Raw genomic sequence first — 21,274 nt, forward strand, 5'->3', positions numbered from 1 at the left:
CAAAGGACAAGCATGGACATCGCAACCCCCGTGCCGCAGGCAGGCATCCGTGGCAACGCCGCCCAAGCTCCGCACCCGGAGCGCGTGGCGCTTGAACTGCGCAACCTGGACTTCTTCTACGGCAATGGCTTCCAGGGTCTGAAGCAGATCAACCTGACCATTCCGGAGCGCAAGGTCACCGCCTTCATCGGGCCGTCGGGCTGCGGCAAGTCGACGCTGCTGCGCACGCTCAACCGCATGTACAGCCTGTACCCCGGCCAGCGCGCCGTGGGCGAGATCCTGTTCTACGGCAAGAACATCCTGGACCCGAGCGTCGACGTGAACCTGCTGCGCGCCAGCATCGGCATGGTCTTTCAGAAGCCGACGCCGTTCCCTATGACGATCTATGACAACATCGCCTTTGGCGTGCGTCTGTACGAAAACCTGGGCAAGGCCGACATGGACGAGCGCGTGGAATGGGCGCTGTCCAAGGCCGCGCTGTGGAGCGAAGTCAAGGACAAGCTGGGCCAGAACGGCCTGTCGCTGTCGGGCGGCCAGCAGCAGCGCCTGTGCATCGCGCGCAGCGTGGCCGTGAAGCCGTCGGTGCTGCTGCTGGACGAACCCACTTCGGCGCTCGACCCGATTTCCACCGGCAAGGTGGAAGAGCTGGTGCACGAGCTGAAGCGCGACTACACCATCGCCATCGTCACGCACAACATGCAGCAGGCGGCGCGCGTGAGCGACTACACGGCCTACATGTACCTGGGCGAACTGATCGAATTCGGCGCCACCGAAGAGCTGTTCTTCAAGCCCAAGCGCAAGGAAACCGAGGACTACATCACCGGCCGCTTCGGCTGATACAGGAGACAAGCCCCATGTACGACAAGCATCTGTCCAGCCAGTTCGACAACGAGCTCAACCGCGTGTCGTCGAACGTGCTGGAACTGGGTGGCCTGGTCGAGGCGCAGATCCGGCAGGCCATCTACGCGCTGTCGGAGTTCAGCATCGAAGTGGCCGACCGCGTCGAAAAGGACGAAGGACGCGTCAACGCGCTGGAGCTGGAGATCGACCGCGAGCTGTCGACCATCATCGCGCGGCGCCAGCCCACCGCCATCGACCTGCGCCTGCTGCTGGCCATCTCCAAGGCCACCGCCAACCTGGAACGCGTGGGCGACGAGGCCGCAAAAATAGCCCGCATGGTCAAGCGCATCATCGATTCCGGCAAGGCGCGCCTGCTGCCGACGGGCGAACTGCGCCACGCGGCCGATCTGGCGGCGCAACAGCTGCGCCGCGCGCTCGATGCGTTTGCGCGGCTGTCGGTCGAGGATGCCGTGTCCGTCATCCGCGACGACGACCAGATCGACGCCGAGTTCGACGGCTTCGTGCGCAAGCTCATCACCTACATGATGGAAGACCCGCGCACCATCTCGGCCGCACTTGACCTGCTGACGCTGGCCAAGGCCATCGAGCGCATCGGTGACCACGCCAAGAACATTGCCGAATTCATCATATACATCGTCAAGGGCGCCGACGTGCGCCATGGCGCCCTGGAACGCGTGGAGTCGCTGGACCGATGAGAACCATGCCCCGTGTCCTCATCGTCGAGGATGAGGCTCCCATCGCCGAGCTGATCGCCGTCAACCTGCGCCACAACGGCTTTCAGCCGACGTGGGCGATGGACAGCGAGACGGCGCAGCGCGAACTCGACGCCGTGCTGCCCGACGTGATCCTGCTGGACTGGATGCTGCCGGGCGAAAGCGGCCTGTCGCTGGCGCGCAAGTGGCGCAAGGACCCGCGCACCAAGGGCGTGCCGATCCTGATGCTGACCGCGCGCGGCGACGAGGCCGACCGCGTGGCCGGCCTCGACGCGGGCGCCGACGACTACATCATCAAGCCCTTTTCGACCAAGGAAATGCTGGCGCGCATCCGCGCCGTGCTGCGGCGTCGCGCGCCCGAGCAGGCGGGTGGCTCGGTCGCCATCGGCGGCCTGCTGCTCGACGCCGGCACGCACCGCGTGTCCTACGACGGCCAGATGCTGAAGATGGGGCCGACCGAGTTCAAGCTGCTGCACTACTTCATGAAGAACGCCGAGCGCGTGCACAGCCGCGGCCAGTTGCTCGACAAGGTGTGGGGCGACCATGTGTTCATCGAAGAGCGCACGGTCGACGTGCACGTCAAGCGCCTGCGCGAGGCGCTGGGCCCGGCGGGCGTGCTGATCGAAACCGTGCGCGGCGCCGGCTACCGCCTGACGGCGCAACCGCTGGTGCAGATCCAGGGCGCATAGGATCGCGATGATGCAGGCGGCGCCGTGCGTGGTGGCTTGGGCTGGCCCAGTCCCGCTTGCGCTTGGCCCGCGTAAAAACCGCCACGGCATGGATCGCCGCTGACGCACGCGCCATCCCTCATGCTGCTGCGCTTCACGTTTCTCTTCATCGCCTTGCTGGCCTTCGCGCTGGTGGGCGGCGGGTGGCTGGGTTGGCCCGGCGCCGTGGGCGGACTGGTGCTGGCGGCCGTGGGCGTGGTCGCGCTGGACAGCTGGCGCGCGCGCAAGGTGCTGCACTGGCTGGCCCGGCCGGACGCCGCGGCAGGGCCCGTGGTGGGGGGGGATGTGGGGCGAAGCGACGTATCGCGCCACGCGCGCGCTGCGGGCCGAGCAGCAGCGGGCGGACGACAGCGTGCAGCGGCTGCGCGACTTCGTGGCCGCCATCCAGGCTTCGCCCAACGGGGTGATCCTGCTCGATCCGGAGGGCCGCATCGAATGGTGCAACGACATTGCCGCGCGGCATTTCGGCATCGACCCGCAGCGCGACCGCATGCAGCACATCGGCAACCTGGTGCGCGAGCCGGCGTTCACCGCGTATTACGCCAGCAAGGACTACGACCGCGACGTCAAGGTGATCGGCCGCGACGACAAGCCGGGCCACCCGGTCAAGCTGTCGGTGCACCTGCACCCGTATGGCGGCGGCCACAAGCTGATGCTGTCGAACGACGTCACCGCGCTGGCGCAGGCCGACGCGATGCGGCGCGACTTCGTGGCCAACGTGTCGCACGAGATCCGCACGCCGCTGACGGTGCTGGCCGGCTTTGTCGAAACCATGCAGAGCCTGCCGCTCGATGCCCAGGAACGTGAGCGCTACCTGGGGCTGATGGCGGCGCAGTCCGAGCGCATGCAGACGCTGGTCAACGACTTGCTGACCTTGTCGCGCCTGGAGGGCAGTCCGCCGCCGGCGGGCGATCCGGTCGACCTGGGTCCGCTGATGGCGCAGTGCGAAGCCGAGGCGCGGGGGCTGTCCGATCTGCTGCATCCGGCGGAAGGAAAGCCACAGAAGCTTCGTTTCGGCGAGCCGCCGGCGTTTCAGCTGGCCGGCGCGGCGGGCGAGTTGCGCAGCGCGGTGTCCAACCTCATCAACAACGCCGTGCGCTACACGCCGGGCGGTGGCGGCATCGATGTGCAGTGGGAACGCCTGCCGGACGGCCGGGCGCGCCTGGCCGTGACCGACACGGGCCCCGGCATTGCGCCCGAACATTTGTCGCGCCTGGGCGAGCGTTTCTACCGCGTCGACCGCAGCCGTTCGCGCGAATCGGGCGGCACCGGGCTGGGGCTGGCCATCACCAAGCACGTGGCGCAGCGGCACGGCGGTGAACTTCAGGTCAGCAGCCAGTTGGGCAAGGGGTCGACGTTTGCCCTGGTGTTTCCGGCGCAGCGCGTGCGGACGCTGACGCTCGTGGCGGCCGCGCCCGGCGACCGGCTCAACGCCGCGTGACGCGCAGCAGCAGCCCTACGAACAGCAGCGCCACCACGCCCAGCGCGGCCGCGCTGGCCAGCCAGAAGGCGCCCGGGTCGTGCCAGGGCGCCAGCGTGCCGAAGCCTTCGAAGGCCCAGCGATAGCCGCCTACCAGCCCCAGGCCCCACAGGATCACGCCGTAGATGAGCAGCGGCACCAGCGTGACGCGATAGCTGCGCAGTACGAACAGGGTCACCGCCTGGACCGCATCGCCCAGGTGGTACAGCGCCACCCAGCCCAGCAAGCCCGCGGCCAGGGCGATGACGGGCGGTTGCTCGACGTACAGCGCCGCAATGGGCCGCGCCAGCAGCGCCAGCGCCGCCGCCATCACCACCGCCAGCGCGGCGGCGCAACCCAGGCCCAGCCAGGTGGCGCGCCGCGCCAGCGCGCGCTGCCCGGCGCCCAGCCAGTAGCTGGTGCGCGCGCTGGTCGCAATGCCCAGCGCCAGCGGCACCATGTACAGCACCGCGGCCATGTTGGACGCGATCTGGTGCGCCGCCGACGCCGTGGTGCCCATGCGCGAAATGAACAGCGCCATGGCGGTGAAGGACGACACTTCGACCGCTACCGCCAGTCCTGCCGGCAGGCCCAGGCGCAGAAAGGCGCCGAGCTGCGCGAAGTCCGGGCGCTCCAGCCTTTGCCACAGCGCATAGGGGCGGTAGAACGACTGCGTGCGCAGCAGCCAGGCCCCACAGGCCATCAGCGCGCCGTTGACGACCAGCGTCGCCCAGGCGCAGCCCGCCGCGCCCTGTGGCGCCAGGCCGAGCCCGCCGAAGGTGAACCACACCGACAGCGGAATCTTCAGCCCCAGCGCGCCGATCTGCAGTGCCGACACCAGGCGCGGCTTGCCCAGGCTCTGGTTGAGCGTGCTGTACATGCGAAACAGCAGCGCCGGCGGCAAGGCCCATGCCAGCACCGCCAGATAGCGCCGCACCTCGACCTGCAGCGGCGCGGGCACGCCGGCGGCGTCGAGCAAAGGCCCCGGCGACAGCAGCGCCGCCATGCCCACCACGATGGTGGCCGCGCACAGGTACAGCGCCTGTCGCACCGACCGCCCCAGCTCCGCCGAGCGCTGGCTGCCGTGCAGTTCGGACCAGATGGGCAGCAGCGCCTGCAGAATGCCCATCAGGCCCACATAGATGCTGATGTAGACGGCGGTACCGACCGACAGCGCGGCCAACGCCACCTCGGCGTATCGGCCGGCAACCACGGTGTCGGTGATGCCGAACGCCATCACCGCCAGCTGGCCGACCAGCACCACGCCGGCGTGGGCGCCCAGCGTGCGCAATTCGGCGGCGCGCGTGGGTGGGATGGGGCTCGGGACGCTGGAAGAGGGCATTGAATCAGCCCCCAGCGCTTGTCAGATCAGCGTGTAAAGCTATCAAATAAGGAGTAATCGACGGGTGCGCCATGGCGTCAGCGCGGCGCGATGCGGCGAAACACCATCAGGCTTTCGTTGTCGTCGGTCGGCCGCCGCACGCGCGCTTCCAGTTGCCAGTCGTTCAGGTTCACCGTGGCGGGCAGGCTGGATTGCGCGTCCACGTCCACCAGCAGCCACGGGCACTGGGTAAGCCCACGCGCCGGCGCCGGCTGCCAGCGGCCATGAAAGCGCACGGCCGCCACCTGCGGCGCGCCCAGCCCGTGCACCTGCACGCAGGGCGCGTCGCCCACCAGCGCGCGGATCTCGCGCATCTGCGGCGCAAAGCTGCGGGCGTAGTCCAGCGCCGGCAGCCACAGCGTCATCAGCAGCAGCCAGCACAGCGCGGCGCCCGCGGCGGGCAGCACCATGCTCTTCCACAGCGCGGTGCGATGGCGTCCGGTGCGCCAGCGCGCCAGGGCGATCCACGCCAGCGTGCCGGCGGCCGCGGCCAGAAAGGCCGGCCACTGGAACACCGGCGCGAAGCCCGGGGCCAGCCGCGCCACGTTGGCCGCCGGCTGGGCGGGCACGCCGGTTTCCATGGCCACCCAGACCACCCAGATCACGATGGCCCAGCCGGTGAAGAACAGCACCGTGAACCAGTCGATCAGCGACGACGCACTGCGGCTGAAGGTCGGCAGCGCCAGCGCCGCCAGCGCGGCCAGTGCGGGAAGCGCCAGCAGCAGCGCGCGGTCGCCGGCCAGCGTGGCCACCGTGTTGATCAGCGGCACGCCCGCAATCAGCAGCGGCAGGCCCAGATGCCGCTGCTGGCGCACGCCCGGCAGTTGTCTGCGCCAGCGCCACAGCGTCCACAGCGCCAGCGGCCAGGCGGGCCAGGTGAACCACAGCGCCAGCTTGACCAGCCCGCGCCAGTCCGTCCAGCTGCTGCGCCACGGCACTATGTCCCACCGGAACAGCGCCAGCGTCAGCGCCAGCAACACGCACACCACGACCAGCACCGTCAGCAGCAGCAAGCCGCGCCGCCGCGCAGCCGCGCTCAGGTGCTCGTGCCCGGGCAGTGCCAGCGCCAGCACGCTCAGCGTGGCATAAATCAGCGCCGTGGCCGGCGCGCCGGACAAAGTCAAGCCCGTCAACCCCGCCAGCAGGGCCAGCGACGACGGCACGGCCCGTGTGGGCAGCGCCGCCAGCCCGTAGAACACCAGCGTGCCGAAGAACAGCTGCGCCAGCGCCGGCGTGGTCTCGTGCGAAAACTGCGCCAGCCCGAGCGTGGCGATCAGCGCCAGCAGGCTGCCGTCGGCCAGCGCGCGCGCGTAGTCCAGCGGTTCGGCTTCACCGCCGAAAGCGAAGGCCACCGGCTGCGCGCCCGGATGCCGCGCCAGGTGATACACCGCATACCAGGTGGCGGCCAGGGTGCCCGCCAGCATCAGCGCAAACGGCAGGCGGGCGGCGAAATCGGGCGCCCAGCCCAGCGGCGTGAGCGCCTGCATCGCCCAGGCGCCCAGCCAATAGGGCAGCAGGGCGCTGCTTTCGGGCACCATGCCCATCAGGGTCGGGCTGAGCCACTGGCGCCAGTGGGCCGCGTCCAGCAGCGCCAGCATGTAGCCGAAGCTGGCGATGTCCGCGTTCTTCCACGGCTCGCGCCCCACGTAGCCCGGAATGACATAGGCCGCGCACAGCAGCAGCAGCGCCCAGCGCGGCAGTCGCCGGACCGCGTCCTGCGTGACGATGGCGGGGCTGGGCTTGCTCAAGGGACTGCTGCAAGAACGGGACGGGGCCTAAAAGAACGATTCTGCCGGAGCTTATTGGCCGGCAGAAAAAAGGCAGCACGCGGGCGTGCTGCCTTTTGGGTGACGACCGGCCTCGTCGGGCCGGGTGCGATCAGCGTGCGACCTTGCCGTAACGGTTGCGGAACTTCTCGACGCGGCCACCCATGTTGTCGACCGACTTCTGCGTGCCGGTGTAGAAGGGGTGCGATTCGCTCGAGGTGTCCAACTTGTACAGAGGGTATTCCTTGCCCTCGAACGTCTCGGTTTCGCGCGTGTTGACGCACGAGCGCGTCACGAACTTGAAGCCGTTGGACAGGTCCACGAACAGCACTTCGCGGTAGTTGGGGTGAATGCCTTCACGCATGGTGAATTTCCTTGAAGGAGAGTCGCTGCGGCAGCCGCGCCGGCCCATCCGGCGTACTTTCCACGAAACTGCGCATTATACCGAAACATCGCACGAATCGAACGGCCGCGGAGCAGGCCACGCCAGCGATCGCCGTGGCCGGGCTTGTACCGGCCACCAGCGATGTCCCCCTTGCGTAGCAAAAGGGGGGAAGGCGCCGCAGGCGACTCAGGGGGGTTAGCCGCCGCGCCTCATCATGTCAAAGAACTCGACGTTGGTCTTGGTCGCCTTCATGCTCTTGATGACCATTTCCATCGCCTCGATCTCGTCCATGTTGTACATGAACTGGCGCAGGATGCGGGTCTTTTGCAGCACCTCGGGCGCCAGCAGCAGTTCTTCGCGGCGCGTGCCCGAGCGGTTGAGCTGGATGCTGGGGAACACGCGCTTTTCGTACAGGCGGCGGTCCAGGTGGATTTCGCTGTTGCCGGTGCCCTTGAATTCTTCAAAGATCACTTCGTCCATGCGGCTGCCGGTGTCGATCAGCGCGGTGGCGATGATGGTCAGGCTGCCGCCTTCTTCGACATTGCGCGCCGCGCCCAGAAAGCGCTTGGGCCGGTGCAGGGCGTTGGCGTCGACGCCGCCGGTCAGCACCTTGCCCGACGAGGGCACGACGTTGTTGTAGGCGCGCGCCAGGCGGGTGATGGAGTCCAGCAGGATCACCACGTCTTTTTTGAGCTCGACCAGGCGCTTGGCGCGCTCGATCACCATCTCGGCCACGTGCACGTGGCGCGCGGCCGGCTCGTCAAAGGTGGAGGCAATCACCTCGCCCTTGACCGAGCGCTGCATGTCGGTCACTTCCTCAGGCCGTTCGTCGACCAGCAGCACCATCATGTGCGCCTCGGGGTAGTTGGCGCTGATGGCGTGGGCGATGGTTTGCATCATTACCGTCTTGCCGCTCTTGGGCGGCGCCACGATCAGCGCGCGCTGGCCTTTGCCGATGGGCGCGATGACGTCGATGATGCGGCCGGTGATGTTCTCTTCGCCCTTGAAGGCGTCGCGCTCCAGACGCATCTGCTCGCGCGGGAACAGCGGGGTGAGGTTCTCGAACATCACCTTGTGCTTGTTCTGCTCGGCCGGGCCGCCGTTGACCATGTCGAGCTTGGTCAGGGCAAAGTAGCGCTCTCCATCCTTGGGGATGCGCACCTCGCCTTCGATCATGTCGCCGGTGTGCAGGTTGAAGCGGCGCACCTGGCTGGGGCTGATGTAGATGTCGTCGGTGCTGGCGGTGTAGCTGCTGTCGGGGCTGCGCAGAAAGCCGAAGCCGTCGGGCAGGATTTCCAGCACGCCGTCGGCAAACACCTGCTCGCCGCCTTTGGCGCGCTTCTTGATGATGGCGAACATCAGCTCCTGCTTGCGCATGCGGCCGGCGTTGTCGATTTCCAGCGTTTCGGCCTGCTTCAGCAGTTCGGAAACGTGCAGTGCTTTCAGTTCGTTCAGGTGCATGGCGTTCGGCGTCTGGCGGTGCACAGCGATCCTGCGGCGGACCCGCCCATCGAAATGGATGAAGAGAGAAGAGGTCGGGGGATGTGGCCGAGGCACGCGTTCACAGCAGCCTCGAATCTGGCGCGCCGTGAGCCAGCGCACCCGGCTGGCGCTTGTCTCTTTCGCCAGCCTTCGGAAAAGGATTATGACAGGAAAAACGCGCCCGGCCGCGCTGGCCGGACGAGGGGGACTCAGGCCAGTTGCTGGTCGATGAACTGCGTCAGTTGCGCCTTGGTCAGCGCGCCGACCTTGGTGGCGGCCAGCTGGCCGTTCTTGAACACCATCAACGTCGGGATGCCGCGAATGCCGAACTTGGCCGGCACCGTGCGGTTGTCGTCCACGTTCACCTTGGCGATCTGCAGCCGGCCGTCATAGGCGGTCGCCAGTTCGTCCAGCGTCGGTGCGATGGCCTTGCAGGGGCCGCACCATTCGGCCCAGAAGTCCACCAGCACGGGCTTGTCGGACTTCAGGACATCGGTTTCAAAGGAGCTGTCGCTCACATGCTTGATCAATTCATTGGCCATGGTCTGTGGGCCCGGCCAAGCCGGGCGGCAGGAGGATAAAGTGCCGGTCATTGTGACAGAAACGCTTATTCCACGACACGCTGCGGGCGACCCCCGGATGCTATGGCGCCGATAGCCAAAACCTGGCACGGTGCGGGCGCGGGGGCCGTCGACGACGCCTGGCGCGCGCTGCTGGCGCAGGTCGACGCCGCGTTGCGCGCGCGCGCGGCGCACCCCGCGCGCAGCGTGGTGCTGCTGCCCTACGCGCAGCTGATGCCCCTGGCCGCGCGCCGGTGGGCGCTGCAGTTTCCCGACGGGTTTGCGCCGCACTTCGACACCACGCGCAACTGGGCGGCACGCGTCGGCTGGTTCGCGCCCGGCCCGCAAGACCTGGCTTTTGACCGCGGGCGCGACCTGCTCACCGCCGCCCAGTGGCTCGACGACGCGGGCCTGTCGGCGCAGCGTGCGCTGCTGGTCACGCCGTTGGTCGAGCAGGCCACGCAGCTGGGCACCGTCGCCGCCGGCCTGGCCCCGTCGGCGCGGCCGGCCTGGGCGGCGCAGGCCCGCGCGGCCGTGGCGGGCGATGGTCCGCTGGCGCTGGAAGCTGCGGTGGCCCGCATCGCCATCGCGTGGGCCGCGCATTCCGACTACGCCACCGACGTGCTGTTCGAGCCGCGCGTGGACGCGGCGCTCGACGCCCTGCTGATCGTGCCGGGCCTGTCGGACGACCTGCTGACCGACACGCTGGCCGTGCACTTTGCCCACAAGACCGTACGGCTGCCTGCGTCGTGGGACGCGCCCCTGGGCCAGATCGCCACGCACCCCTGCGCCGATGCCGAAGACGAGGCCGAGCGCGCCGCCGCCTGCGTGCTGCGCCACATCGAAGCCGGCCGCGTGCCGGTGGCGCTGGTCGCCGGCGATCGCGTGCTGACGCGCCGCGTCAACGCGCTGCTGGCCGAGCGCGGCGTGCGCGCGGGCGAGGCCTTGCGCGACGAGACCGGCTGGAAGCTGTCCACCACCCACGCCGCCGCGCAGCTGATGGCGGCGTTGCACGCCTGCGCGCCCCGCGCGTCCACCGACGAGGTGCTGGACTGGCTCAAGCTCGCTCCCGCCTTCGATGCGCAGCCGCAGCGCGGGCTGGAGCGCCACCTGCGCCGCCACGCCGTGCGCGGCTGGCCACAGGCGGCGCTGCTCACGGCCGACCAGGCGCTCACGCAGCAAATCGAAGCGCTGCGCGCGCCGATGAGCACCGCGCGCCCGCTGGCCGACTGGCTGGCCGCCCTGCGCACGCTGCTGCAAGGCTGCGGCCTGTGGCCGCTGCTGGTGGCCGACGTCGCCGGCAACGCCGTCATCGACGCCCTGGGGCTGGAGGGCGATGCCCTGGCCGACTGGCGCGACTGGCCCGCCGCGCAGCGCCGCATGGGCCTGGCCGAATTCACCCGCTGGGTAGCCGAGGCGCTGGAAGCCGCCAGCTTTCGCCCGCCGCACCCGGCCCACGCGCAGGTCGTGGTGCTGCCCATGAGCCAGCTGCTCGGCCGCCCTTTTGCCGCCGTGGTGCTGCCCGGCGCCGACGAGCAGCGCCTGCCCGCCGCGCCCGAACCGCCCGGCCCGTGGAGCGCCGCGCAGCGCCAGTCCTTGCGCCTGCCCACGCGCGAGGACTTGCGCGCCGCGCAGGCCGCCGCCTGGGCGCTGGCGCTGCGCGTGCCGCAGGTGGATGTGCTGTGGCGCCACGCCGACGACAACGGCGAGCCGCTGTTGCCTTCGCCCCTGGTGCAGTCGCTACAACTTCAGGAGCTGGCCGCGCTTGGTACAGAAGCGCGAGCGCCCCGTTTCATTCAAATTCACCCCACCCAGCGCCCGCAGCCGCGCGGCGACGTGCTGCCCACGCAGCCGTTGTCCGCCAGCGGCTACGAGATGCTGCGCGCCTGCCCCTACCGCTTCTTCGCGCTGCGCCAACTGGGGCTGGCGGAAGAGGGCGAGCTGGACGTGGACATCGACAAGCGCGACTGGGGCAACTGGCTGCACGACACGTTGCGCGGCTTTCACGAAGCGCTGCGCGATGCGCCCGAGGCCGACCGCCTGAGCTTGATCGACGCCGCCGCCGAAGCCGCCACGCAGGCGCTCGGCCCCAGCCTGGAGCCCGGCGAATTCATGCCCTTTGCCGTTGCCTGGCCCACGCTGCGCGATGCGTATCTGCAATGGCTGGCCGCGCACGAAGCGGGCGGCGCCCAGTTCAAGTTGGCTGAAGAAAGCATCGACACCCAGCGCGGCCCGCTGCGGCTGAAAGGCCAGATCGACCGCATCGACGACGTGCAAGACGGCGCCGCCCTGCTGATCGACTACAAGACCGAGCCGCTCACCCGCACGCGCGAGCGCATCAAGGCCGGCAACGAAGACACGCAACTGCCCTTTTACGCCCTGCTGTCCGGCGCAGACGCCCCGCGCGCGGCGTACCTGAACCTGGCCGAACGCGAAGCGCCCAGCCTGCACGAATTGCCCGAACTGCCGATGCTGGCCGCGCAGTTGTACGAAGGCATGGCGCACGACCTGGCCCGCATCGCTGCTGGCGAGCCGCTGCCGGCGCTCGGCGAAGGCAGCGTGTGCGACTGGTGCGAGGCGCGGGGCTTGTGCCGCAAGGATTTCTGGGGCTAAGGGCGATGCTCAATACAAAACAGCCGGACGCGAAGGACGCAAAAGCTCGCGAAGGACGCGAAAAAGACATTTTTGGTTTTTCTTTCGCGTCCTTCGCGAAACCTTCGCGCCCTTCGCGTCCGGTTGTCCCGTTTTCGAGGGCGTCTCAATGACCCCCCCCCCGCCTACGAACACAACGGCGCCCTCTGCAGCCGCGCCGCCTTCTACGCCATTGCCTGCGACCCGCGCCGCAGTGTGGCGGTGGAGGCCTGCGCGGGCGCGGGCAAGACGTGGATGCTGGTCTCGCGCATCCTGCGCGCGCTGCTGGACGGCGCCGCGCCGCAAGAAATCCTCGCCATCACCTTCACCAAGAAGGCCGCCGGCGAGATGCGCGAACGGCTGCAGCAGTGGCTGGCCGACTTCGCTCGGCCGCGCGCGGGCGAGACACCAGAGCGATGGCAAACGCGCCTGGACGCTGAACTGATTGCAAGAGGAATCGAGTTGCAGCGCTTGCCAGATCAGCGCGAGCAGCTACAAAATTTATACCAGTCCCTGCTGGCCCAAGGCCGCCCGGTGCAGATCCGCACCTTTCACAGCTGGTTTGCCGCGCTCTTGCGCAGCGCGCCGCTGTCGGTGCTGCAGCAGCTGGGCCTGCCTTCGGCCTACGAGCTGCTCGAAGACGATGCCGACGCCGTGGCCGAGGTCTGGCGCCGCTACCTGCGCCGCGTGGCGGGCGATGCCGATTTGAGCGCCGACTACGCCGCGCTCGTCGCCACGCTGGGCCGCCACCGCGCGCACGCCGCGCTCGAAGGCGCGCTGGCCCGCCGCGTCGAATTTCTGCTGGCCGACGCCGCGGGCCACATCGATGAGGCCGTGGCGCCGTTCGACGTGCTCTACCCGCGCCTGGCCGGCGTGGCCCAGCCCGCCGACTGGCTGCTGCAACGCACCGCTGGCCGCACCCTGCTGCAGGACGCCGCCCGCGCGCTCGCCCCCATGGCGCGCACCTACGCCGCCAAGGGCGCCGAGTTGCTGGTCGCGCTGGAGGCGGAGGACTGGCCCGGCGTGGTGACCGCACTGTTCACCCAGGCCGGCAAGCCGCGCGTCTTTGGCAAGTCGCACGACGACATCCGCGCCGCGCAAAACGAGGTCGAAGCCGTGCTGGCGGCGGAGCAGCAGCATGCCGCGCGCCAACACCACCAGCGCATGGCGCGCCTCACGCGTCCGCTGATCGAATCGTTTGCCGAGCTGAAACGCGAGCGCGGCTGGGTCGACATGAGCGATGTCGAGCGCGCCGCGCTCACCCTGCTGTCCGATCCGTTCCTCAGCGGCTGGGTGCAGGAGCGGCTGGACGCGCGCACCCGCCACCTGCTGATTGACGAATTTCAGGACACCAACCCGCTGCAGTGGCAGGCGCTGCACGCGTGGCTGTCGTCGTATGCGGGCGCCGGCGGCGGGCAGGACGCCCCCAGCGTGTTCATCGTCGGCGACCCCAAGCAAAGCATCTATCGCTTTCGCCGCGCCGACCCCCAGGTCTTCATTGCCGCGCAGGATTTCATCGTCAACGCGCTCGGCGGCGACCGCCTGGCCTGCGACCACACGCACCGCAACGCGCCCGAAGTGCTGGGCGCCGTCAACGACGTGATGCTGGCCGCGCAGGCCGCCGACGAATTCAGCGGTTATCGCGCCCACAGCACCGAATCGGCCGCGCGCGGCCACATCGCCGCGCTCCCGCTCATCCCGCGCCCGGATCGCGCGGCCACCGGCGATGGCGATGAGCCAGCCTGGCGCGACAGCCTGACCACCCCGCGCGTGGTGTTGGAAGACAGCCTGCGCACCCTCGAATCCCGCCAGGCCGCGCGCTGGATCGCCCACCGCATCGCCGCCGGCGTGCCGCCCGACCGCCTGATGGTGCTGGCCCGCAAGCGGCTGCCGCTGGGCGAGTTGCAGTCTGAATTGCGCCAGCTGGGCATCGCCTGCGAGCAGCCCGAACAGCAACTGCTGGGCGAACAGCCGGCGGTGCAGGACGTGCTGGCGCTGGTCGATGCGCTGGTCTCGCCGGGGCACGATCTGGCGCTGGCGCGCGCGCTGAAATCGCCGCTGTTTGGCTTGAGCGACGACGACCTGGTGCGCATCGCCCTCGCCGTGCGCGCGTCTACTCCCTCTCCCCCCTGGGGAGAGGGCAGGGGTGAGGGGCAGCCTCCGCCCGACACGCCCCCCGCGCCGCGCCGCACCCCCCCCCGCCTGGCTCGATGTACTCTCAAAAACAGAGCTGCCAGCGCTCGATGCACAAGGGCTGGCGGCTGATTTGGCCCAATACCGTCATTGGCTGCTCACCCTGCCGCCGCACGATGCGCTGCAGGCCATCTACAGCCACCGCGACGTGCTGGCGCGCTTTGCCGCCGCCGCGCCCGCGCCCGAACGCGCGCACGTGGTGGCGCAATTGCGCGCGCTGCTCGCCGCCGCGCTGCGCATGCAGGGCGGGCGTTTTCTCACCGCCTACCAGTGGCTGCGCGCGCTGCGTCGCCAGCGCCTGCCCGCGCCGCGCCATGCGGCGCCGCAAGCCGTGCAACTGCTCACCGTGCACGGCGCCAAGGGGCTGGAAGCCGACGAAGTGCTGCTGCTCGATGCCGCCAGCGCCGCCCCGCGCGGCGGCGGCCCCGGCGTGCTGATCGACTGGCCGGGCGACGAACCCGCGCCGACGCAATTCGTGTTCGTGGCCAGCGAAGGCGCCCCGCCGCCCGGCGTGGCCGACCTGGCCGCGCAGGAAGCCGCGGCCCAGGCGCGCGAAGAACTCAACGCCCTGTACGTCGCCATGACCCGCGCGCGCGGCCGGTTGGTGCTGTCGGGCATCACGCCGCACAGCCAGCCGGCCAGCAGCTGGTGGCAGCGCATCGAGCCGCTGGCCGAGCCGCTGCCGGTGCCGGCTGAAGCCGCCGCTGCGCTTGGCGGTGACACCGAATTTTCAATGCTCGAATTGCCGCCAGCGCGTGTCCAGCAAGCGCAAGAAGCTATTGAAAATGTAGTAGTCGACGATCCACCCACCGACGCCTCGCGCTTCGGTGAAGCCATGCACTGGCTGCTGGAGCATGCCGCCGACACGCCCGCCGGCTGGCTGCCCGAGCGCCTTGCGCAAGCACGGCGGCGCTTTGGCGTCGATGCCGCCCAGGCCGCGCGCGCTGAAGCGTTGGCGCGGCGCATCCTGGGCGGCGAGGCAGCCTGGGCGTGGTCTGCGGATGAGGTGCTGCAGGCCTTCAACGAGATCGAGCTGACGCATCAAGGTCAGCGGCTGCGCATCGACCGCCTGGTGCGCCGCTGCGCGGGGCCGCATGGGGATGAGGCGTGGTGGGTGCTGGACTACAAGAGCGCCGCGCGGCCCGAGGGCAATCCGCTGCTGCTGGAGCAGTTGGGGCGGTATCGGGCGGCGGTGGCGCTGATTCTTCCGGGTCACGCTGTGGTGGCGGCGTTTTTGAGTGCGGATGGGCGGGTGGTTCGGGTGGATTGAGGGGTGGGGTTGGACGCGCTGCTGGCCGGGGTGTGCGCCCGGCGGCGCAGTCACTTTCTTTGTCTCGCCAAAGAAAGTAACCAAAGAAAGGCGACCCCACTGGCTGCGACCCTTCGCTTCGCTGCGGGCAACCTGCGGTGCTCGCGGCCGGGGTGCGCTGCGGAACTCACTGCGCGCTTGCAGCGCTTCGTTCAGACAGCCGCAGCGAGTCAGAGCACGAAGCGAATGCATCCTGCGGTGCATTCGCGCACCCCGCCCGCTGCGCTCCTCGGCGCATCCAGAGGGGAGGGGGGGATTACGGACGGGCCATCGCTGCGCTCGGCCTTGGTGGCTCGGCGCCGCTGCTGCGCGCATTGTGGATTTGCTCCCTCTCCCGCGTGCGGGAGAGGGCAGGGGTGAGGATGCATTTCCCCCTCCCCCGCTGGGGGAGCGCTGGGGTGGGGGCCACCCCCCTCACCATCGCCAGCGCTGCCGGCCCCCCATCCCCGCCTTCCCCCAGCGGGGGAAGGAGTAATACCCGCAGCCAACCACCGCACACGCGCACTGCGTGAACGCAAGGCCGAGCGCAGCGATGGCCGGCGTGCGGACTTCACATCTCCTCTGGCCGTGCCGAGAAGCGCAGGGTGTGGGGCGGGCGTGGCAGCGCAGCATGCCGCGCTTCGTGCTCTGACTCGCTGCGGCTGTCTGAGCGGCGAGAGCGAAGCGAACAAAGCGAGTTCCGCAGCGCCGCCTCGCACCCGAGCATCGCAGGTTGCCCCGCAGGGGACACGGCCAGTGGGGTCGCTTTTCTTTGGTTACTTTCTTTGGCGAGACAAAGAAAGTGACTGCGCCGCCGGGCGCACATCCCGGCCGACAGCGCATCTATCCGCACTTCCCGTACCATCGCCCACCCACCTGCCATGCAAGCGATGTCCAACGATCCCCGCGAGACCCTCATCATCGGCGCCGGCCCCGCCGGCCTGATGGCGGCCGAGGTGCTGTCGCGCGCCGGCGTGGCGGTCGATGTGTTCGACGCCATGCCCTCGGTCGGCCGCAAGTTCCTGCTGGCGGGCAAGGGCGGACTGAACCTGACGCATTCCGAGCCGCTGCAGCCCTTCGTCGCGCGCTATGGCGATCAGAGCAACGCGGTGGCCGGCTGGCTGCACGACTTTGGCCCGCAGGCGGTGCGCGATTGGGCGGCGGGGCTGGGGGTCAGCACCTTCGTCGGCACGTCGGGCCGCGTGTTTCCGGCCGAGATGAAGGCCGCGCCGCTGCTGCGTGCCTGGCTGCAGCGGCTGCGCCATCCTGCCGACGGCGGCACGCCGGTGCGCTTTCACATGCGGCACCGCTGGGTGGATTGGCAGTCGGCCGATGCTATGAAGTCAGGAGCTAATGGCGCTGATGCAGAAAGCGTTGGCGGCCAGTTTTTGTTTGAATCCCCGGCGGGGCCAACCCGCGTGACAGCCCGCGCCGCCGTGCTGGCGCTGGGCGGCGCCAGCTGGCCGCGCCTGGGTTCTGACGGCGCCTGGGTGCCGTGGCTGGAACAGGTCGGCGCCGAGGTCGCACCGCTGCGCCCGGCCAACTGCGGCTTTGACGCGGCAGGCCGCGCGGGCGACGGCTGGACGCCCTTCTTCAGCGAGCGCTTTGCCGGCCAGCCGCTGAAGAACGTGTCCATCGCGTTCACCGACAACGCGGGCCAGCGCGTCCAGCGGCGGGGCGAGTTCGTGCTGACGGCCTCGGGCGTCGAAGGCAGCCTGATCTACGCCGCCAGCGCCGCGCTGCGCGAAGAGATTGCGCGCGCCGGCAGCGCCACCTTCCTGCTCAACCTGCTGCCCGGCCGCACGGCAGCCGATGTGCAGGCCGCCGTGGCGCACCCGCGCGGCAGCCGCAGCCTGTCGTCGCACCTGAAGAGCCGGCTGGGGCTGGCGCCCGTGCACACGGCGCTGCTGCACGAGCTGCTGGCGCCCGAGCAGTTGAAGGACGCCACGGCGCTGGCGAATGCGATCCAGGCGCTGCCGATCACGCTGCGCGCGCCGCGCCCGCTGGCCGAGGCGATCAGCACCGCCGGCGGTGTGCGCCTGACGTCGCTGACCGACGACCTGGAACTGCACGCCGCGCCCGGCGTGTTCTGCGCCGGCGAGATGCTGGACTGGGAAGCGCCGACCGGCGGCTACCTGCTTACCGCCAGCCTGGCCAGCGGCGTGCGCGCGGCGCAAGGCGTGTTGCGCCGGCTCGGGCGCGGCTGATTGCTGCCGTAGCCTGGCGGCCGCCAGCGCTTGCGTGGCAAGCGCATGCAGCTATTAAAAAATGAGCTTTCTACACGTCAGCCGCTGCGCCCGCGCCGGTGTGGAAATAGCGACTTCGCGTTGCGCAGTCCCCCACGAGCCAGCACCTGACCATTGAGCGCGTCGTCCGGCGCCGCGGCCAACGCCCCCAGCCGGACGCCGAGCCGCCTACCAGCGCGTATTCAGCGTTGCAACCCGCGCCCACGCCGCCGCCCCTCCAGCGCCGCCGCGGAACGTACTCCGCCCGGCCGCTGGCGGCGTCCCCCCAGGGGGGGGGAAGGCGCGCAGCGCCACAGGGGGGATCAAATCCCCACGCAGAGGTACTTCATCTCCAGGTATTCGTCGATGCCGTGGCTGGAGCCTTCGCGGCCCAGGCCCGACTGTTTGACGCCGCCGAAGGGCGCCTGCTCGACCGAGATGATGCCGGTGTTGATGCCGACGATGCCGTATTCCAGCGCTTCGCTGACGCGCGTGATGCGGCCGATGTCGCGCGCGTAAAAGTAGCTGGCCAGGCCGAAGATGGTGGCGTTGGCGGCGTCAATGGCCTCCTGCTCGGTCTTGAAGCGGAACACCGGCGCCAGCGGGCCGAAGGTTTCCTCGCGCGCCACCAGCATGTCGGGCGTGGCGCCGGCAATGACGGTGGGCTGGAAGAACTGGCCCTTCAGCTTGTCGCCGCCGGCCAGCACCTTGCCGCCCTTCTTGACGGCGTCGGCCACGTGGCGCGCCACCTTTTTCACGGCGGCGTCCTCGATCAGCGGGCCGATGGCGACGCCCTGCTCGAAGCCGTTGCCCACCTTCATCTTGGCGACGCGGGCGGCCAGCTTCTTGACGAACTTGTCGTAGATGCCGTCTTGCGCGTACAGCCGGTTGGCGCACACGCAGGTCTGGCCGGCGTTGCGGTACTTGCTGGCGATGGCGCCTTCGACCGCGGCGTCGATGTCGGCGTCGTCGAACACGATGAAGGGCGCGTTGCCGCCCAACTCCAGCGCCAGCTTCTTGATGGTGGGCGCGCACTGTGCCATCAGGATGCGGCCGACTTCGGTGGAGCCCGTGAACGACAGGTGGCGCACCGTATCGCTGTCGCACAGCACCTTGCCGTAGGCGGCACTGTCGGTGCCGGTGATGACGTTCAGCACGCCGGGCGGAATGCCCGCGCGCTGCGCCAGCTCGGCCGCGGCCAGGGCGGTGAGCGGTGTCAGCTCGGCCGGCTTGATGACCACCGGGCAACCCGCGGCCAGCGCTGGCGCGACCTTGCGCGTGATCATGGCCAGCGGAAAGTTCCACGGCGTGATGGCCGCGCACACGCCAATCGGCTGGCGCAGCACGGCAAGCCGCTTGGCCGGGTCGGACGTGGCCAGCGTTTCGCCGCCCACGCGCTTGGCCTCTTCGGCAAACCACTCGACAAAGCTGGCGCCGTAGGCCACTTCGCCCTTGGCCTCGGGCAGGGGCTTGCCCTGCTCGGCGGTCATGATGCGGCCAAGGTCGTCCTGGTTGTCCATCAGCAGGCGGAACCACTGCATCAGGATGGCGTGGCGCTGCTTGCCGGTCAGCGCGCGCCACGCGGGCCACGCGGCGTCGGCGGCAGCGATGGCGGCCTTGACGTCCTTCGGCTCCAGGTCGGCCACGTCGGCCAGCAGCTGGCCGGTGGCGGGGTCATGCACCTCGAAGCGCTTCTTGCCCTTGACCCACCGGCCGTTGATCAGGCCATCGGTCTTCAGCAGGGTGGGGTCGTTGAGCTGGGCGAGCGGGGTGGTGGTCATGGTGTCTCCTGAAGGGGAAGGGGCATTTTAGGAACGGCCTCATCCTTGAACGCAAAGGGCGCAGAGGGTTCACAAAAGAACGCGGAAGAATTGAGATAAATGTCGGGCAACTATGGCTCCAGCAAGCAACGACCTGAGCAAATTCTGTCATCCCCTCAAAGGCGGAAATTCATGCATCCACCCGTGCTTACACCTCTCATGCGTAATGGATTCCCGCCTTCGCGGGAATGACGGTGTCAGCGGGCGTCGTTCACGTCGAGGCCGATCGAACCATCTTGAAAATAACGTGGCTTGCTTTTGCGCCTTTCGCGAACGCTCTGCGCCCTTTGCGTTCCAAGGGGGGAGCTCCCGCCATCACAACAGCGGTGATGCCAGCCGCGCCACCGCCTCAAACGCCTGCTGCCACGGCGGTGCGCGGCGGTCCACCGGCACCAGCTTGCACTGCGACAAATCGTCGTCGAACATCTCGGCCAGCCGCTGGTTGAAGGCGCGGTCCATCACCACCGCCATCACCTCGAAGTTGAGGCGAAAGCTGCGGTTGTCGAAGTTGGCGCTGCCCACCATGCCGTACAACTCGTCCACCAGCAGCGTCTTGGCGTGGAACATGCGCCCGCGGTATTCAAACACCAGTACGCCGGCGTCCTGCAGTTCCTTGAAGTACGAGCGCGCGGCGGCGGTGACCACGCGCGAATCGCTCTTCTCGGGCACCATCAGCTTGACCTGCACACCGCGCAGCGCGGCGTTGGTCAGCGCCGTCAGCGCCGGTTCGGTGGGCACGAAGTAGGGCGTGGCCAGCCAGATGCGCTCGTGCGCCATGTTCAGCGCGTCGATCATGGCGCGGTGAATCGCCTCCATGTCCGAATCGGGGCCGCTGGGGACGATCTGCACCGGCAGCGCGCCGGGCGCCTGTTCCGGCAGCAGGTCTTCGTCCGGCGCCGGCGCGCGGCCTTCGGCGTAGTGCCAGTCCTTCAAGAACACGTACTGCAGCCAGCGCACCGCGCCGCCGCGGATCAGCAAATGCGTGTCGCGGTAGGCGTTGTCGGGGCGGATGTGCTCGTTCTCGTCGTCGGTGACGTTGATGCCGCCGACGAAGCCGGCGCGACCGTCGACCACCACGATCTTGCGGTGCGTGCGCAGGTTGACCAGCGGGCGCAGGCGGTCCAGCCGCGTCGGGTGGAAGACGGCGAATTCGCCGCCCGCCGCCTCAAAGTCGGCCAGCAGCCGGCGGTGCCGGCGCGACAGCAGCCGCGGCGAGCCGATGGCGTCGACCAGCAGGCGCACCTTCACGCCCGCGCGGGCCTTGTCCACCAGCGCGCGCAGCAGCAGCGTGCCGGTTTCGTCGGGCTCGAAGATGTAGTACTCAAGGTGGATGTGTTCGCGCGCGCCGTCGATCTCGCGCAGCAGCGCATCCAGCGTGGCACCGCCGCTGGCCAGCACGTCGACGCTCTGCGCGCTGGCGATCGGCAGGCCGCTGGCCGCTTCATTCAACCGCGTATGCTGACGCGCCCAGGGAGGCACGTCGGGGCGCTCGGCGAGCAGCGCCTTCACGTCCTCGCGCGACATCAGCGCGGCGCGCTGGTGCCAGCGCTTGAGCCGCTGGCGCTGGATGCGCTGCGGGCCGAAGTAGGCATACACCAGCAGGCCCACCACGGGCATCAGGTTCAAGATCATGATCCACGCCAGCGTGGACACCGGCGACTTGCGCTGCCAGATGATCCAGGTCGTGAGGACGATGCTGGAGATGGTCCACGTCCACCCAAACCAGAACGTCAGCGGATGACCCGCGACGATGAACTGCTGCAGCCAGGCGAACATGGGCGG

15 protein-coding genes are annotated in these 21,274 nt (G+C 69.3%); 8 read left to right on the forward strand and 7 right to left on the reverse strand.

Going from position 1 to position 21,274, the window contains the following annotated elements; all coding sequences use genetic code 11:
* Positions 1-12 precede the first annotated feature (12 nt).
* The 4 genes from pstB to phoR all read left to right on the forward strand — a co-directional run bounded on the left by pstB (position 13) and on the right by phoR (position 3,743).
* Entirely contained in the window at positions 13-837 is an 825-nt protein-coding gene (gene pstB / locus R0D99_RS04855) for a phosphate ABC transporter ATP-binding protein PstB (RefSeq protein ID WP_317750254.1), read from the forward strand.
* Between the two features lie 17 nt (positions 838-854).
* Entirely contained in the window at positions 855-1,556 is a 702-nt protein-coding gene (phoU, locus tag R0D99_RS04860) for a phosphate signaling complex protein PhoU (protein ID WP_317750255.1), read from the forward strand.
* On the forward strand, positions 1,553-2,263 hold the full coding sequence (gene phoB / locus R0D99_RS04865; protein WP_317750256.1) for a phosphate regulon transcriptional regulator PhoB: 711 nt from the start codon (positions 1,553-1,555) through the stop codon (positions 2,261-2,263). Before phoU ends, phoB begins: the two co-directional genes overlap by 4 nt.
* A 322-nt stretch (positions 2,264-2,585) precedes the next feature.
* Positions 2,586-3,743, forward strand: coding sequence for a phosphate regulon sensor histidine kinase PhoR (phoR, locus tag R0D99_RS04870; protein ID WP_317750257.1), 1,158 nt, complete (start codon positions 2,586-2,588; stop codon positions 3,741-3,743).
* Here the strand turns inward: phoR and R0D99_RS04875 are convergent.
* The 5 genes from R0D99_RS04875 to trxA form a co-directional block, all read right to left on the reverse strand.
* Complete coding sequence (locus tag R0D99_RS04875; protein WP_317750258.1) at positions 3,730-5,103, reverse strand: MATE family efflux transporter; 1,374 nt, start codon at positions 5,101-5,103, stop codon at positions 3,730-3,732. The genes phoR and R0D99_RS04875 overlap by 14 nt on opposite strands.
* 77 nt (positions 5,104-5,180) lie before the next feature.
* Entirely contained in the window at positions 5,181-6,890 is a 1,710-nt protein-coding gene (locus R0D99_RS04880) for a hypothetical protein (RefSeq protein ID WP_317750259.1), read from the reverse strand.
* Positions 6,891-7,020: 130 nt separating this feature from the next.
* On the reverse strand, positions 7,021-7,272 hold the full coding sequence (locus R0D99_RS04885) for a type B 50S ribosomal protein L31 (protein WP_317750260.1): 252 nt from the start codon (positions 7,270-7,272) through the stop codon (positions 7,021-7,023).
* Between the two features lie 216 nt (positions 7,273-7,488).
* Complete coding sequence (gene rho, locus R0D99_RS04890) at positions 7,489-8,754, reverse strand: transcription termination factor Rho (protein WP_317750262.1); 1,266 nt, start codon at positions 8,752-8,754, stop codon at positions 7,489-7,491.
* A gap of 230 nt (positions 8,755-8,984) precedes the next feature.
* Positions 8,985-9,317 carry a thioredoxin TrxA gene (gene trxA, locus R0D99_RS04895; RefSeq protein WP_317750263.1) on the reverse strand — a complete coding sequence of 111 codons (333 nt, stop codon included), beginning with the start codon at positions 9,315-9,317 and terminating at the stop codon, positions 8,985-8,987.
* Positions 9,318-9,419: 102 nt separating this feature from the next.
* Here trxA and R0D99_RS04900 point away from each other — a divergent pair, with 102 nt between their 5' ends.
* From R0D99_RS04900 to R0D99_RS04915, 4 genes are all read left to right on the forward strand, one after another.
* Entirely contained in the window at positions 9,420-11,948 is a 2,529-nt protein-coding gene (locus tag R0D99_RS04900) for a PD-(D/E)XK nuclease family protein (RefSeq protein WP_317750264.1), read from the forward strand.
* Positions 11,949-12,071: 123 nt separating this feature from the next.
* Complete coding sequence (locus tag R0D99_RS04905; protein ID WP_317750265.1) at positions 12,072-14,231, forward strand: UvrD-helicase domain-containing protein; 2,160 nt, start codon at positions 12,072-12,074, stop codon at positions 14,229-14,231.
* A 1-nt stretch (position 14,232) separates the two neighbouring features.
* The gene (locus R0D99_RS04910) at positions 14,233-15,429 is read left to right on the forward strand and encodes a 3'-5' exonuclease (protein WP_317750266.1); all 1,197 of its coding nucleotides are present in this window, start codon (positions 14,233-14,235) and stop codon (positions 15,427-15,429) included.
* A 908-nt stretch (positions 15,430-16,337) separates the two neighbouring features.
* A complete protein-coding gene (locus R0D99_RS04915) occupies positions 16,338-17,654 on the forward strand; it encodes a TIGR03862 family flavoprotein (protein WP_317750267.1) in 1,317 nt (438 codons plus the stop codon).
* 341 nt (positions 17,655-17,995) lie between these two features.
* Here R0D99_RS04915 and R0D99_RS04920 read toward each other — a convergent pair whose 3' ends face one another.
* Positions 17,996-19,453, reverse strand: coding sequence for an NAD-dependent succinate-semialdehyde dehydrogenase (locus R0D99_RS04920; protein ID WP_317750268.1), 1,458 nt, complete (start codon positions 19,451-19,453; stop codon positions 17,996-17,998).
* A gap of 354 nt (positions 19,454-19,807) precedes the next feature.
* Positions 19,808-21,268 (reverse strand): cardiolipin synthase, encoded by a 1,461-nt coding sequence (gene cls / locus R0D99_RS04925; protein ID WP_317750269.1) that lies wholly within the window; start codon positions 21,266-21,268, stop codon positions 19,808-19,810.
* Positions 21,269-21,274: the final 6 nt, after the last annotated feature.

Origin of the sequence: Ottowia sp. SB7-C50, from assembly GCF_033110285.1 — a bacterium.
GTDB lineage: Bacteria > Pseudomonadota > Gammaproteobacteria > Burkholderiales > Burkholderiaceae_C > Ottowia.